Below are 15,180 nucleotides of genomic sequence, written 5' to 3'. Positions count from 1 at the left end.
TGTTTACGGAGCGTTCACGACGTCTGCGTTGCGACGACTCAATCGCGCAGGCAGAGTTAGTCCTGCATAGAGCAGCTCAGAAGAGCAGCGGAAGATCATGTTCCCTCCGGCCATCACCTTCTCTCTCACCCCCTCACAGATGGCCAACCCTTGATCTCCCCTTTAACGGAAAAGCCCCGTGGGACAGGATCCCCGGGGCTTTTCTCAGTCTTGTTTGTTCCGGCCGCGCCAAGAAAGGCGCAACCGGATGTCTGTCGGGTCATCAGGCCGCCGCAGCCGCCTCGGCCTTCTCGCGGCGTTCTACTCCTTTGAAGAAGATCAGGTAGAACACCGGTGCGGCCACCAGGGTCAGCACGGTGGCAAAGGCCAGGCCCCCCATGATGGTCACCGCCATGGAGACGAAGAAGGCATCGCTCATCAGCGGCGCCATGCCAAGGATGGTGGTCACCGCCGCCAGCATCACTGGACGCAGACGCGACACCGAAGCCTTGACGATGCTTTCGCGCAAGGGCAGCGCCTCCTCGCGGCGCACGATGTCGATCTCCTCCACCAGGACGATGCCGTTCTTGATCAGCATCCCCGACAGGCTCAGCAGACCCAGAAGCGCGGTAAAGGTGAAGGGCAGCCCGGTGCCCATCAGCCCGATCACCACGCCGTTCACGCTCATCGGCACCAACAACCAGATGATGATCGGCTGGCGGATGGCATTGAACAGCAGCACCGAGATCAGCACCATGATCAGGAGCGACAGCGGCAGCTGCTTTCCGAGGCTTTCGTTCGCCTCGGCGGAGTTCTCATGCTCCCCGCCCCACTCCATCTTGTAGCCCAGCGGCACCTCGATGGCCTCCACTGCAGACTGCACCTCGCTGAACACCGTCGCCGCCGTCACCTCGGATGAGATATCTGCACCGATGGTGATGGTGTAGACCCGGTCCCGACGATGGACGAGGGTGTTCTGCACCTCGTAGCCCACCCCGTCGAGCATCTGCTCGATCGGAATCCAGGTGCCCGCAGTCTCGGAAAACACCACCTGATTCATCAGGTTGTATGGCTCTTCCGGCGGCTGGCGCATGACGATGGGGATCAGACGCTCCCGCTCGCGGAACACCCCGGTGGTCAAACCATTGGTCGAGAACTTCAACGCGTTGGAGATCGCCTCCCGCGTCACGCCTGCGGTCTGGGCGCGATCCGTTGCATAGACCGGCTTCAGCACCAGTTCCTGTTCACGCCAGTCATGTCGGACGTCGCGCGTCAGGTCGCTTGACGTCTCCAGGACCACCTTGGCCTCTTGTGCCAGCTGTCGCAGCACGGCCGGATCGGGCCCGGAGAACCGCACCTCCACCGGAGCCCCGCCGCCGGGGCCAAAGACCAGCCGTTCGGTGCGGAACTCGCCTTCTGGGAAGCGGGACTTGCCAAAGGCTTCCAGCTCCGCCTGCAGCGCCGGGATCTGCTCGATGTTTTCGGTGCGGATGATCAGGTGACCATAGCTCGGGTTTGCCTTCTGTGCGGCATAGGTCAGCAGGAACCGGGTTGCGCCCTGCCCCACGAATGTCGCGGTGGACACCACATCATCGCGCGCGTCCAGCCACTCCTCGACCACCGCCAGATGCGCCGAGGTGGTCTCGATCGCGGTGCCCTGTGGCAGCTTGTAGTGCACATAGAACAGCGGCGTGTTGGAGTTCGGGAAGAACTGCTGCTTCAGCATGCCAAAGCCCATGAAGCACACCACCGTCACTGCAATCAGACCAGCTACGACGAACCAGCGCATCTTCAGCGCCGCCCGCAAAAGGCCACCGTAGGCGCGGAACATCAAACCGCCATAGCTGTCGAGATCCTCGCCGGTGCCACGCTTGAAGAAGTAATGCCCCAGCAGCGGCGTCACGGTCAGCGCCAGAAGCCAGCTCAACAGGAGCGAAATCCCGATCACCGCAAAGAGCGAGAACATGAACTCACCCGTGGCATCCGGGCTAAGACCAATACCGGCAAAGGCCATGATGCCGATGACCGTCGCCCCCAGCAGTGGGATCTGTGTCTTGGCAGCCGCCTCATGCGCCGCTTCGCGCGAGGATCTGCCCTTCTGCATGGTGATCTGCATGCCCTCGGCCACAACGATGGCGTTGTCCACCAGCATGCCCATGGCAATGATCAGCGCACCGAGTGAAATCCGCTCCATCTCGATCGAGAACAGCGCCATGAAGAACAGCGTGCCCACCACCGTCAGCAGCAGCGTCGTGCCCACCACGATCGCCGCACGCCAGCCCATGAACAGCGCCAGCACCACGATCACGATGGCCACCGACATGGCAAGGTTCACCAGAAAGTCGTTGGAGGCCTTCTCCACCACGATATGCTGCTGGTAGATCGGGTGCAGCTCGACACCAAAGGGAATTTCGCTGTCCAACTCGGCCAGCTTGTCATCCACCCGGTGCCCCACATCGACGATGTTTTCGTTGGCAACGCCCGACACGCCCAGCGTGAAGGCTTCCATGCCGTTGAACCGGATCAGCTCGTTCGGGTCGACTTCGCGCCCGCGCCAGACATTGGCAATGTCGATGATGTTGATGGTTTCACCACCCACGCCCACCGTGAGACCGGCGATTTCAGATACCGAGTCGGTCCCTTCCGGCGTCTGCAGAAGCGTGTTCACAGTGCCAGCCTTGATCTCCCCCGCCGGTGTGACGGAGTTCGATGTGGCGATGGCATTGGCGATCGCATTCACCGAAACGCCCAGATTGGTCGCGATCGGCATGTCGGGTTCGACATAGATGGATTCGTTGCGCAAACCGGCGATATTGACGTCGGCCACACCCTCGACCGTCAGCAGCTCCCGCCGCAGATAGGTGGACAGCTCGTATTTCTCCTTGTCGGAGAACCCTTCCGCCGTCACCGCGTAGAAAATGCCAAAGACGTCGCCGAAACTGTCATTGACCAGCGGCTCACTGACACCATCGGGCAATCCCCGCGCCGCATCGCGCACCTTGGCGCGCAGTTTGGTCCAGATCTGTGGCAGCTCGGACCCGTCATAGGTGTCCTGCATCTCGACCTCGATGATCGACACGCCGGGCCGGTTCATCGAGCTGATTTCTTTCACTTCCGCCATCTTCTGAATGGCGGATTCCAGCGGTTCGGAGACCTCCATCGCGACCTGTTCGGCGGTGGCGCCGGGATAGGTGGTCTGGATCACCGCCTGTTTGATGGTAAAGGCCGGGTCTTCCAGCCGCCCGAGGCTGAGAAAGCCCCAGATGCCCCCGAACAGGGCAAACAACATGATCAGCCACGTATAAAGCGGCCGTTGAATGGATCCGCGTGCAATGTCCATGTCGCGGGCCTCAGTTGCTGAAGCCGGTGAAGCGGCGAACCGCCTGACCGTCTTTCAACGCCGCACCGCCAGTCAGCACGACCTCGTCCCCGTCATTGACACCGGACAAGACCTCGAATTCACCAAACTGGTTCGGCTCGACCGTGACCTCGGTCCAGGTCACAGCCCCCTGATCCGCGCCGGTCGGGGTAAAGATCATCACGCCCGTCACCCCCGCAGGTGTGGTCACGATGGCGGTGGCTGGCAGGGAAATCCGATGCCGCCCGATCATCACCCGCACGCTGACGGTGGTCGAGGCCCCCGGCAGCACCTGCCGGTCCTCCGGCGGCTCCATCGACAGGGTCACCCGATAGGTCTGACCCACTGCTGAGGCCTCGGCCGTGTATTCCAGGATCTCCAGGGGATATTCCTTATCCGACCCGGGAAAGGTCGCAACGATCTCGAAACGATCACTTTCGTTGGTCCGCTGGAACAGCAGCTCCGGCACGTCGATTTCCACATGCAGCTCCGACATGTCGTGCAGACGTGTGATCGGTGTTCCGGCAGACACCGTGGAGAACAGCGCCACCTCACGTCGCGCGACCAGCGCATCAAAGGGCGCATAGAGCGTGGCGTGGTCGAGGTTGGTCTGTGCCGTACGCAGGGATACCTCGGACAGGCCCGCCGCGGTCTCCGCATCCTCGATCACCACCTGGCTCACCGTGCCCGCAAGGCGCGCATTGCGTTCCTTGTTGCGGTCGGCCTGCTGCTTGTTCAGCACCGCCTGTTCCAACTGCAACTGAAAGGTCTCCAGATCGAGCTGCGCAATCAGTTCGCCCTGTGGCACCACATCGCCTTCGGTCACCGGCAGTTTCAGCACCTGGCCGCCAACCTGAAACGCCAGATCGACGGTCTCCTTGGCGGCCACCTGACCGAAGAAACGCCGCTCCATCGGTGCGGCGCCCCCATCGGCAGTCATCAGCTTCACCGGTTTCAGCGATGTGTCCACCGCCTGCTCCGCATCCTGTGCCTGCGCCGCCAGCGGTGCCGCAAGCACCACCCCCAGCAGCACGGCCCGGATTGATGTCATTGTCATGTCTGATCTCCTTCACAGGGTCCTACAGCGCCCGACTGAACGGCCTTGTTGTGAATTTTCTGTGCGAGCCCTGCGAGAATTCGTGCTTCCTCTCGCGTCAGGCCCGACGTTTCATAAAATACCTCGGACGCATCAGCGACAAGCTGCCGCCGCCTTGCATGTCCGTTCTGCGTCAGTTCCAGCAGCCAGGCGCGCCCGTCATCGGCATCACGCACCCGACGGATCAGGCCCTGACGTTCCAGCGCCCCTGCTCCGGCCGTAACGGCCGAGGGCGCCTTCATCGTCAGCCGCGCCAGCTCCCCCATGCGACAGGGTCGCACGAGAAGCAGCAACAGATGGCATTCCATCCGGCCCAGCTGTTCCCCGAGACGTGCATCATTCAGGCGCTGCTCCAATTGCCAATGCAGTGCAAAGACCCCCATCATGGCCTGCACTTCCGGTGTATGGAGATCCCAATTGTCGGAATGATCTGAAGTCATGTCTCGCTCCTGAGAGCCAAATAGTTCACGAACTGAAGTATTTAAAGGGGGCCCCTCCTCTTTCTGCGCGCATCCCGAAGCATTATGTCACATCTCACCGGTCAAAGCGTATATTTCACGCAAATGTCGCAGATCCGCTGCGGGACCTGCGGTCAGACCGCATATCCCGCCTCACCTTTCGCCAAAGCTATTCGTCTGAGGTTTTCGCCGAGCACCGGGTGTGATTCGACCCAACCACATTGCTCTTGACCCGAGGGCATGCAGCCCGCCGCCCTTGACCTCTCGACTTGAAAAAGGCCCTATATGCGCCACCTCGAGACAGGGGACCTGTTCAGGCCCCGCCACCTGGGACGCAAACATGTACACACCCGCCATTACCGGCACCGGGGTCTTCACCCCCGCAGAGCGCATCTCCAACGCGGAGCTGGTCCAGGCGTTCAACGCCTATGTCGACCTGCAGAACGCCCGGCACGCCGAGGCCATCGCCGCCGGTGAGCGCGAGCCGCTGCAGTACTCTTCGGAAGAGTTCATCGAGAAAGCCTCCGGCATCCACAGCCGCTTTGTAATGGACAAATCCGGCGTGCTCGACCCGGAGGTGATGCACCCGCAGCTGCGCCAGCGCAGTGACGACGAACCCGGCATCATGGCCGAAATGGGTGTGGACGCCGCCCGAAAGGCGCTCGCGCAGGCCGGCAAGACCGCTGCCGACGTCGATGCGGTGATCTGCGCCGCCTCCAACATGGAACGCGCCTACCCCGCTGTCGCCATCGAAATCCAGCAGGTCCTCGGTATCAAGGGGTTCGCCTTCGATATGAACGTTGCCTGTTCATCGGCCACGTTCGGCATTCAGGCCGCCGCTGACATGGTGCGCTCCGGGTCGATTCGCTCCGCCTTGGTGGTGAACCCGGAGATTTGCTCCGGCCATCTGGAATGGCGTGACCGCGACTGCCACTTCATTTTTGGGGACGTGGCCACCGCAACTCTGATCGAGCGCCAAGAGGACGCCACCGGCGCGCATTTCGAGATCCTCTCGACCCGCTGCGCCACCGAGTTTTCCAACAACATCCGCAACAACAACGGTTATCTGCGCCGCTCCCGCCCCGACGGCGTGGCCGACCGCCGCGACATGCAGTTCATGCAAAACGGCCGCAAAGTGTTCAAGGAAGTGCTGCCCATGGTCAGCCAGCACATCGCCGACCACATGCAGGCCGAGGACGTGACCGCCAGCGATCTCAAACGCCTCTGGCTGCATCAGGCCAACAAATCCATGAATGACTTCATCGGCAAGAAGGTTCTTGGCCGCACGCCCGAGGCGGGTGAGCAGCCAAACATCCTGCAGGACTACGCCAATACCTCTTCGGCGGGGTCCATCATCGCCTTCTCCCAGTTCTCCGACGACCTCAGCGATGGCGACACCGGTCTGATCTGCTCCTTTGGTGCGGGCTACTCGGTCGGTTCGGTGATTCTGCGCCGCCACGGCTGACGGGTGCGTCTTCTCTGTCGCAGTGCCGGCGTCGCGCGCTTGCACATAAAAAGCACGCGCCCGATCTGGGCGCGTGCTTTATTGTATCCGCTCGAAACTGCGCAACCTGTCTCAGTGAACGACCAAGATTTCAGCCCCGCTCAAATGCAGCGGAAAGGCTTCAGGCGCTTTCTTCTTCCAGGTGCAATTTCATGTCGATCAGCACCTGCTGCAGCAAGACCGTCTCCCTCAACAGCCGCTTTGCCTCATTCACGGTGATGATTCCATCGGCGATGGCATCCTGATACTCGCTCATCAGCTGCGCAAACCGGCGGCTCAACGCGATCACGTCGGTATTGACCCCACCGGGCCGGGTGACAGCCCCCGGCGTGCCGGAATAGGACAGGGTGATGTTCTTCAGATCAGCCAGCGCAGAGGTGACATGCGGGAACGAAGACGCCCCCTCGAGCTTTGCCACTGCATCCACCGGAATGAAACGATCCGCGTGTTCCGTATTCTCGGAATAATACCGTCCTAATGTCGCCTTGGATTTGCCGGTAATCTGGCAAGCGGACTCGATCCCCACGTCCTTTACAAGTGCTTCGGTATGTTTTTTCAGATACGTCCCGATATCCGCCATAATACTCTTTTACCTACATGTATGCCCCCCGAACCAACGGCTTGGGGGAACCTCACGATTAAATTCCCATTCAGTTTGCTTAACCGAATTGTAATACCTTTGCCAGACCTGCCGTGACGACTTGAGCTTCAAGAGTGGTGTGAGTTGGCGTTTGAGTCACGACAGGTCGGAAGGATCGGCATTGTGAGTGAGTAGCCTGTCTTTTCAAGTGGCAATTGGTCTGCCGAGAAAGATGTCTCCCAGGGACGGAACGTGGTTCTCAGAAGGGCTTTTGACGCCTTGGATCGCAACTCCGGCTCTCTGGGGGCATCACACTCGGCGTCGCTTTGGTTTCCGTGCGGTCTGGAGCTTTTAGGCTGAGTGTTACCGACCCTTCGTGACGCCGCCGAAACAGCCCGCGACACGCCGAGCTTCCGCCAGAATACGCCTCCTTGCAGCATCTCGGGCGCCGCAAGCTTTCACCTTTTCTAAAGTCGCGGATGCGGATAGACCCCAGCCCATGGCCAAGCTCTACTTCAATTACTCCACCATGAACGCCGGTAAATCGACCGTCTTGCTGCAGGCGTCTCACAACTACCGCGAAAACAACATGCAGACCTATCTGCTGACCGCGAGCGTTGACGACCGGGCGGGCGCCGGCCGCATTGCGTCGCGCATCGGCATTGGCGCCGAAGCGGATGTGTTCCGACCCGAGGACGACCTGCACGCCCGCATCTGCGCCCGGCTAAAGCAGGGGACGGTGGCGGCGATCTTTGTGGATGAGGCGCAGTTCCTGACGCCGGATCAGGTCTGGCAACTGGCCCGTGTGGTGGATGACCTGCGTATTCCAGTGCTGGCCTATGGGCTGAGGGTGGATTTCCAGGGCAAGCTTTTCCCCGGCTCTGCCACCCTGCTGGCACTGGCTGATGAAATGCGAGAGGTGCGCACCATCTGCCATTGCGGCAAGAAAGCCACCATGGTTGTGCGCCAGGATGATCAGGGCAATGTTCTGACCGAAGGCGATCAGGTGCAGATCGGTGGGAATGAAAGCTACGTCTCCCTCTGCCGCCGCCACTGGCGCGCTGCTATGGGCGATCTGCCTGAAAACAGCTGAGCGTGCTCTGACCGCAATCGCCAACCTCAGGTTCGGTCAGGGCCGGTGGACCTCCCGCCCGCACCCGGGCTGCGCCAAGGCGCCGCCGGTTCGGTTGGGCCCGGCACGCAAGGTGCCTTTGGCACCTTGCGTGCCAAAGCCAGCCCATCGGGCTGGCTGCCCGCGCCAATACAGCCGTGAAAGATCGGTCTTGGCGGAAGGCATGCGTCAGAAGCATCGGGCGCTATGCCGTCTCTATCCGGGGTCGATGCAGACTAGACGGGGTTCGGCACGCGCTGCCCCGCCAGAAGTGCTGCCACATTGTCCAGCGCCATATGGCCCATATCGCTGCGCACCTCTTCGGTCGCAGTGCCCAGATGCGGCAGCAGCGTGACACTGTCGAGGTCGCGCAACGCCTGCGGCACCTCGGGTTCGAACTCGTAGACATCCAGCCCCGCACCGGCGATTTGCCCGGACTGCAGCGCCGCGATCAGTGCCGCCTCTTCCACCACTTCACCGCGGGCAATATTGACCAGATGCGCATGGGGGCGCATCGCCTTCAGCACCTGCGCGTCGACCAGATGCCGGGTCTCCGCCCCGCCGGGCACGGCGATCACAAGCATGTCCACCGTGGACGCAAGCGCCATCAGGCTTTCCGCGCGTTCGGCAGGATAGTCGGTGGCCTTGTCGCTGCGCGCAACATAGGCGATCTGCATGCCGAACCCGTAATGCGCCCGCCGCGCGATCGCATCCCCGATCCGCCCCAGTCCAACGACGCCGAGCCGCTTGCCCGACAGGTGTAGCCCCAGCATCTGGGTCGGGTGCCAGCCCGCCCATTGGCCGGACCGCACCAATCGCTCGCCCTCGCCCGCCCGCCGGGCCGTCATCAGCATCAGGGTCAGCGCGATATCCGCCGTCGCATCGGTCACCGCACCGGGCGTGTTGGCGACCTCGACCCCTGCCCTGCGCGCCGCCTCAGCATCGATATGGTTGAAACCAACGCCGAAATTGGCCAGCAACCGGCAGCGCGGCGCCGATGCGGCGGCAAAGATCTCCGCCCCATAGGCATCGCCCAAGGTCGGCACCACCACGTCGAAATCGCGCAGGCTGGCGATCATTTCATCTGGAGTCATCGGCGTGGTCTGGCTGCGGATCTCCACATCAAACTCTGCCCGTGCCCGGGCCTCCACCGCTGCTGTCATGGGCCGGGTGATCAGCACCCGGCCCGTCCTGGCGCCCGTCCCCGTGCCTGTCATCGCCCCCGACATCAGTGCATCCGCCCGCCGGTCGGCACCTCGGCAGTTACCTCGCCGTCAGGGCCGATCAGGACGATCTCACCATCGGCGTCCGGCAAACCCAGCACCAGCACTTCGGACATGAACTTGCCGATCTGGCGCGGCGGGAAATTCACCACCGCCATCACCTGCTTGCCCACCAAATCCTCGGGCGCGTAATGCGCCGTCACCTGGGCCGAGGACTTGCGCTCCCCGATCTCGTCGCCAAAGTCGATCCACATCTTGATGGCGGGCTGACGCGCCTCGGGAAAGGTTTCCGCCCGCAGCACTTTGCCGACGCGCACATCCACCTTCAGAAAGTCATCAAAGGAAATCTCAGCCACGCGACAGCTCCTCAGAGCGCTTGGCCGCAGCCTCCACGGCGCGCTGCAACAGCGGCGGGAAGCCGGCGGTCTCATCCATCAGCACCTCAAGCGCTGCCTGCGTGGTGCCATTGGGACTGGTCACATTGACCCGCAGCTGCGCCGGATCTTCCTCTGCGGCCTCGGCCAGCGCGCCTGCACCCGCCACCGTCGCCTTGGCCAGCTGCATGGACAAATCCTCCGGCAGGCCCTGCGCCACGCCCGCGGCGGCCAGCGTCTCGATCAGGTGGAACACATAGGCCGGGCCGGAGCCGCTGACCCCGGTGACCGCATCCATCTGGCCTTCGCTCTCCAATCGCACGGTCTGACCCACCGCCTGCAACAGCCCCTCAGCCTGCGCCAGATGCGCCTCGGTCACATGGGCGTTGCCAATGATCGCGGTGATCCCACGCCCGACCGCCGCCGGCGTGTTGGGCATGGCGCGGATGATCGGGGTGCCACTGCCGAGCATCTTCTCGAAAGTCACGATGGAGGTGCCCGCAGCCACCGAAATGAACAGGGTGTCGCCGCCGCCGTAGGATTTCGCTGTGGGCAGCGCCGCGGCCATCACCTGCGGCTTCAACGCCACCAGAACGATTGCAGGCTGCTCGGGCGCGGCCGAATTGATCCGCACGCCGGTGCCCTTCAGCCAATCTGAGGGTTTGGGGTCCATCACATAGACAGCCTCGCGTGGCAATCCACGTTCCAGCCAGCCCGCAAGCATAGCCGACCCCATCTTGCCACAGCCCAAAAGCACCAGCCCGCGCGCCGCGATCTGTTCCATATCCATGATATCCACCATCTGTCGTTCCGGTTGATGCCGACCCGAGGTCAGCTGATGGGGCTAAGACTTACGCGCGCCCATAAGCCTCTGCAATGGCGACCTGCATGGCCTCCTTGGCCGGGCGCTCGCCCCAGACCATCAGCTGGATCGCCGGGTAGTAGCGTTCGCAATTGCTGACTGCGGCCTGCACGATCGCATCCACCTGCTCTGGCGTCGCCATCTGCCCGCCCGACAGCACCAGCCCGTAGCGATAAAGCATCAGCCGATGCTCCGGCCAGTAGCTGAACGCCCCGGCCCAGCACTGATCGTTCATGTGGTTGATCAGCTCATAGAGCTGCGGCACCTTGGCCTCCGGCGGCTCCATTTCGAAGCTGCAGACCATGCGCAATGTCTCGTCATAATCGGACCACGCCAGGGTCAGGGAATAGGTGCGCCACTGCCCTTCCACAGCCATGGCGATCTGGTCATCGGCGATACGGTCGAAATCCCAGTCATGATGGGACGCGAGGTTCTCGACAAGGTCGATCGGGTGAAGGTCGTCCTGCAGCTCGTGCTCGGAAAGTGCCATGATGCCACCTCTCTGGTCTCTAGCTTTTGGACCCGCAGTGAGCCCCTATTGCTAGCTGTCTTATCTAAGGACAGGGAGGGTTCCCCTGCTCCCTACCAGATATGGTGGGCGCGTGCCGCATCCGTGGCAACCCTTTATTTGGGGACAACTGCAATAAGTTGTGGATGACTGGAATTCTTGTGCAAAATATCGGGGTTCTGCTAGGCTGACACACAGGCGTTACCCGAGCGGCCTAGACTGGCGCTCCGGGATGGAGGCAGGCGGCCCCTGTTTTGTGACCGCAGAACGGCACGACCAATACATCACCGTAAAACGCCCGCCCAAGCCGCCGATCCGCGATTCCCCGCCCTGTACCGACGTCAAACGCCGCAGCCGCATGCCCGCGCCGCGGCGTTCTTCCGGCTCAAGGCCCCCCGCTCCGCATGCGGGCAGTGGGATCGCGAGCAGCGTCAGACGCCACGGCCTCTGCCGGGGGCGCCCTGCGCCCCTGCGGAGGCTCAAACTGAAAAAGGGATGCACTGCCGCATCCCTTTTCCCATATGACAAAGAGCGTTCAGATCCCGGTGACCCGCCGCGAATTGCACGGCGCACGCCCTTCGGACAGGATCAGCGCACTCAGTTGGATTTGGCTTCCAGCGCATCCAGACGCGCCTTAAGCGCTTCGTTCTCTTCGCGGGCCTTCTGCGCCATGGCGCGCACCGCATCGAATTCCTCGCGGGTCACGAAATCGCGATCGGCGAGCCATCGATCGATCATGCCCGACATCGCGGTTTCCGCTTCGTCCTTCGCCCCTTGCGCCACGCCCATGGCGTTGGTCATCAGCTGCGAAATATCATCCATAATCTTGTTGCGGGTCTGCATGGCCATCTCCCGTTTCATGTCTTACCTCTGTGAGGCTTGCTGCCTATATGGGCGCTAGAACACCAAACGGCAAGTCGTTGACAGCACTTGCTCCAAAGAGGCACAGAGACCCCCATGCTGGCTGAGATGATCCAATTCCCGAACCTGTCGCCGGAGATTTTCTCCATCTCCCTCTTTGGAATGGACTTCGCCCTGCGCTGGTACGCGCTGGCCTATATCGCCGGCATCCTGATCGCCTGGCATCTGGCGGTGCGTGCCGTGAAAACCCCGGCCCTCTGGGCCAATGGCACCGCCCCCATGGCGCCCCGTCAGGTCGAAGATCTGATGACCTGGATCATCCTCGGCGTCATCCTGGGGGGCCGTCTGGGCTATGTGTTGTTCTATCAACCTGCCGTCTATCTTGAAAATCCGGCCCAGATCCTGCGCATCTGGGAGGGCGGCATGGCCTTTCACGGTGGTCTTCTCGGCGTGGTTGTGGCGGCATGGGCCTATGCGCGTGCTCAGGGCATCGACAAACTGGCCATGGCCGATCTGGTGGCCCATACCGTGGCCCCCGGCCTGCTGCTGGGACGGTTGGCGAATTTCGTCAACGCCGAGCTTTGGGGCCGCGCGACGGATCTGCCCTGGGGCGTTGCTTTTCCGGGCCGTGCGGCACAGGACTGCGGTCAGGCACTGGGCGAAATCTGCGCCCGCCACCCCAGCCAGCTGTACGAGGCCGCGATGGAGGGGCTGATCCTCGGCGCTCTGATCCTCTGGATGGTCTACCGCCGCCACGCCTTTCATGCACCGGGCCGCATCCTTGGCACTTTTCTCGCTGGCTATGGCATCGCCCGTTTCATCGTTGAGTTCTTCCGCCAGCCGGACGCGCAATTCATCTCTGACGGCAATCCGCTGGGGCTGGCCTGGCAGATCGGCGGCTTTGGTCTCACCCAGGGCCAGGCGCTGTCGATCCCGATGATCGCACTGGGTCTGTGGTTCGCACTTCGGGCCCGCCGCACCAGCGCCAAGACCGGGGCCGCAGCATGAGCCTGACCGACACGCTCCGTCGCCGCATCCTGCTTGATGGTCCGATCAGCCTGGCGGACTATATGTCCGAATGCCTGCTGAACCCGAGTTTTGGCTATTACACCACCGCCACCGCCATCGGGGCAGAGGGCGATTTCATCACCGCGCCGGAAATCAGCCAGATGTTTGGCGAATTGCTGGGGCTGGCGCTGGTGCAATCCTGGCTCGACCAAGGCAGCCCCGCGCCGTTCACCCTGGCCGAGCTGGGCCCCGGACGGGGCACCCTGATGGCGGATATGCTGCGCGCCACCCGCATGGTGCCGGGGTTTCACGACGCGATGGATCTGGTGCTGATCGAGGCCTCGCCGCGCCTGCGTGACCAGCAGGCCAGCGCGCTTCGGGACTATGCCCCGCAGTGGCTGCCCTCGGTCGAGGATCTGCCGCAACAGCCGCTCTTTCTGATCGCCAACGAGTTCTTCGACGCGCTACCGATCCGTCAGTTCCAGCGTGATGGCGACCTCTGGCGCGAACGCCGGGTTGGCTATGACACCGAGAGCGCCGCACTCTGCCTCGGGCTTGGCGCCCCTGCCCCGCAACCCGCGCTGGACCACCGGCTTGAGGACACGCCCGACGGCAAGCTGGTAGAGCTCTGCGAGATCGCCGGTGTGCTCTGCGAAGCCATTGCCCAGCGGGTTGCGGAGTGTGGCGGGGCCGCATTGCTGGTGGATTATGGCGACTGGCGCTCACTTGGCGATACGCTGCAGGCGATGCGCGCCCATGCGCCCGCCGACCCGCTCATCGATCCGGGCCAGTCCGACCTCACCGCGCATGTGGATTTCGAGGTGCTCTGCCGCGCCGCCCGGGCCTCTGGCTGTGCCCACACCCGCGTCACCCCGCAGGGAGTGTTCCTGGAACGGCTGGGCATCACCGAACGCGCGCAAACCCTCGCCGCCAATCTGGACGGCGCGCCGCTGGATCAGCTGATCGCCGCACATCGACGGTTGACGCACCCCGAAGAAATGGGAACCCTGTTCAAAGTGCTCGGCCTCTATCCCGCCAAATGCCCTCCCCCCGCAGGACTGGAAAAATGACCCTCGAAATCGTCACCTCGGATCTTCTGACCCCGGCTCACCATGGATTCTTCACCCGCAGGGGCGGCGCCTCTTCCGGCGTGTTTCAGGGGCTGAACTGCGGTGTCGGCTCCTCCGATCAGCGCGAGGCGGTGATGCTGAACCGGGCCCGCGTGGCAGAGGCGATGGGGGTCGCAACAGACGCGCTGGTGGGCATGCATCAGGTTCATTCCGCAGATGTAACAGTCATCGACGGGCTGCCCGAAGATCCCACCGCCCCGCGCCCCCGTGCCGACGCGCTGGTGACAGCCACCCCCGGCGTGGCGCTCTCTGTGCTCACTGCCGACTGTCAGCCAGTGCTCTTTGCCGACCATCAGGCCGGGGTCATCGGCGCGACCCATGCCGGCTGGCGCGGCGCCCTTGATGGGGTGCTTGAGGCCACCATTGAGACCATGCTGTCGCTCGGGGCCACCCGCGAGGGCATCCGCGCGGTGATCGGCCCAACGATCTCCCAGCGCGCCTATGAGGTCGGGCCGGAGTTCTTTGACGATTTCATGGCGCAGTCCCCCGAAAACGCGCGCTTCTTCGCGCAGGGCAAAGAAGATCGCATGCTCTTCGACCTGCCGGCCCTGGGACTTGCACGGCTGCGCGCCGCAGGCATCCAGCAGTGCGAATGGACCCGGCACTGCACCTATTCGGACCCGGATCGGTTCTATTCCTATCGTCGCACAACCCATGCCAAGGAAGCCGACTACGGGCGCCTGATTTCCTGCATCCGGCTTTGAGTGGCCGCAGCCCGCGCATTGTGGCGGCGGCTTTGCAGTTCTGCCATAATTTGAATGCGTAATGACCGGCCATCACCTTCCCCTGCGTAAGCCGCATCCACAACACTCAATAAATTCAATGCCTTAAGGGCGCATCCGGGCGATGGCGGACTTTTCCGCTGTCGGACCGGTGTTTCCACGCGCTGGCCATATTCAGACCGCAATATTCAACGAAAACTGACGGTAGAAAGAATTCAGCTGCCCGAATTTGGCGGACAGGAGATTTAGAATGCCCGCGCAGTCACGTTTTGTGAAATCCATCGTCGCCACGTCCAAGGCACAGGACATCCGCCTGCCCTGGACCCGTGGTGCGCCCCGCAAGGCCATGATTGCACGCCGCCAAAAAGACCTCGTTGACGCGACGCCTGTCGCGAAATCCGCCTGA

At 62.7% G+C, this 15,180-nt stretch carries 15 protein-coding genes; 6 read left to right on the top strand and 9 right to left on the bottom strand.

Annotated elements, in window-relative coordinates; genetic code table 11:
- Nucleotides 1-262: 262 nt before the first annotated feature.
- From R0J92_RS02440 to R0J92_RS02430, 3 genes are read right to left on the bottom strand one after another with little or no spacing between them, the layout of a single operon-like run.
- Nucleotides 263-3,319, bottom strand: a complete 3,057-nt coding sequence (locus tag R0J92_RS02440; protein WP_411050601.1) for an efflux RND transporter permease subunit — start codon at nucleotides 3,317-3,319, stop codon at nucleotides 263-265.
- 10 nt (nucleotides 3,320-3,329) lie between these two features.
- On the bottom strand, nucleotides 3,330-4,394 hold the full coding sequence (locus R0J92_RS02435; protein WP_411050600.1) for an efflux RND transporter periplasmic adaptor subunit: 1,065 nt from the start codon (nucleotides 4,392-4,394) through the stop codon (nucleotides 3,330-3,332).
- Nucleotides 4,391-4,873, bottom strand: a complete 483-nt coding sequence (locus R0J92_RS02430) for a MarR family winged helix-turn-helix transcriptional regulator (RefSeq protein WP_106162996.1) — start codon at nucleotides 4,871-4,873, stop codon at nucleotides 4,391-4,393. The genes R0J92_RS02435 and R0J92_RS02430 overlap by 4 nt, the downstream gene beginning before the upstream one ends.
- A 358-nt stretch (nucleotides 4,874-5,231) precedes the next feature.
- Here R0J92_RS02430 and R0J92_RS02425 point away from each other — a divergent pair, with 358 nt between their 5' ends.
- Nucleotides 5,232-6,356, top strand: coding sequence for a beta-ketoacyl-ACP synthase III (locus R0J92_RS02425; RefSeq protein ID WP_411050599.1), 1,125 nt, complete (start codon nucleotides 5,232-5,234; stop codon nucleotides 6,354-6,356).
- 160 nt (nucleotides 6,357-6,516) lie between these two features.
- Here the strand turns inward: R0J92_RS02425 and R0J92_RS02420 are convergent, their stop codons facing one another.
- Entirely contained in the window at nucleotides 6,517-6,975 is a 459-nt protein-coding gene (locus R0J92_RS02420; protein ID WP_106162998.1) for a hypothetical protein, read from the bottom strand.
- Nucleotides 6,976-7,474: 499 nt separating this feature from the next.
- Here R0J92_RS02420 and R0J92_RS02415 point away from each other — a divergent pair, with 499 nt between their 5' ends.
- Complete coding sequence (locus R0J92_RS02415; protein ID WP_411050598.1) at nucleotides 7,475-8,068, top strand: thymidine kinase; 594 nt, start codon at nucleotides 7,475-7,477, stop codon at nucleotides 8,066-8,068.
- Nucleotides 8,069-8,322: 254 nt separating this feature from the next.
- Here the strand turns inward: R0J92_RS02415 and R0J92_RS02410 are convergent, their stop codons facing one another.
- From R0J92_RS02410 to R0J92_RS02390, 5 genes are all read right to left on the bottom strand, one after another.
- Nucleotides 8,323-9,303, bottom strand: coding sequence for a 2-hydroxyacid dehydrogenase (locus tag R0J92_RS02410; protein ID WP_411050786.1), 981 nt, complete (start codon nucleotides 9,301-9,303; stop codon nucleotides 8,323-8,325).
- A gap of 11 nt (nucleotides 9,304-9,314) precedes the next feature.
- Nucleotides 9,315-9,665, bottom strand: coding sequence for a tRNA-binding protein (locus R0J92_RS02405; protein ID WP_106163001.1), 351 nt, complete (start codon nucleotides 9,663-9,665; stop codon nucleotides 9,315-9,317).
- Nucleotides 9,658-10,473 (bottom strand): pyrroline-5-carboxylate reductase, encoded by an 816-nt coding sequence (gene proC, locus R0J92_RS02400; protein ID WP_411050785.1) that lies wholly within the window; start codon nucleotides 10,471-10,473, stop codon nucleotides 9,658-9,660. Before proC ends, R0J92_RS02405 begins: the two co-directional genes overlap by 8 nt.
- 61 nt (nucleotides 10,474-10,534) lie before the next feature.
- A complete protein-coding gene (locus R0J92_RS02395) occupies nucleotides 10,535-11,035 on the bottom strand; it encodes a YbjN domain-containing protein (RefSeq protein ID WP_106163002.1) in 501 nt (166 codons plus the stop codon).
- Between the two features lie 615 nt (nucleotides 11,036-11,650).
- On the bottom strand, nucleotides 11,651-11,896 hold the full coding sequence (locus tag R0J92_RS02390) for an accessory factor UbiK family protein (RefSeq protein WP_106163122.1): 246 nt from the start codon (nucleotides 11,894-11,896) through the stop codon (nucleotides 11,651-11,653).
- Nucleotides 11,897-12,010: 114 nt separating this feature from the next.
- On the opposite strand from R0J92_RS02390, the gene lgt reads away from it, so the two are divergent.
- The 4 genes from lgt to R0J92_RS02370 all read left to right on the top strand — a co-directional run bounded on the left by lgt (nucleotide 12,011) and on the right by R0J92_RS02370 (nucleotide 15,180).
- Entirely contained in the window at nucleotides 12,011-12,922 is a 912-nt protein-coding gene (gene lgt / locus R0J92_RS02385) for a prolipoprotein diacylglyceryl transferase (protein ID WP_106163003.1), read from the top strand.
- Complete coding sequence (locus tag R0J92_RS02380; RefSeq protein ID WP_411050597.1) at nucleotides 12,919-13,992, top strand: class I SAM-dependent methyltransferase; 1,074 nt, start codon at nucleotides 12,919-12,921, stop codon at nucleotides 13,990-13,992. Before lgt ends, R0J92_RS02380 begins: the two co-directional genes overlap by 4 nt.
- A complete protein-coding gene (gene pgeF / locus R0J92_RS02375; protein ID WP_411050596.1) occupies nucleotides 13,989-14,756 on the top strand; it encodes a peptidoglycan editing factor PgeF in 768 nt (255 codons plus the stop codon). Before R0J92_RS02380 ends, pgeF begins: the two co-directional genes overlap by 4 nt.
- Nucleotides 14,757-15,024: 268 nt before the next feature.
- The gene (locus tag R0J92_RS02370) at nucleotides 15,025-15,180 is read left to right on the top strand and encodes a hypothetical protein (RefSeq protein WP_411050595.1); all 156 of its coding nucleotides are present in this window, start codon (nucleotides 15,025-15,027) and stop codon (nucleotides 15,178-15,180) included.

Origin of the sequence: Tritonibacter sp. SIMBA_163, from assembly GCF_046535935.1 — a bacterium.
Classification (GTDB): Bacteria; Pseudomonadota; Alphaproteobacteria; order Rhodobacterales; family Rhodobacteraceae; genus Epibacterium; species Epibacterium scottomollicae.
Note: the sequence above shows the minus strand (reverse complement) of the source record. Positions and strands in the feature narration are given on the sequence as shown.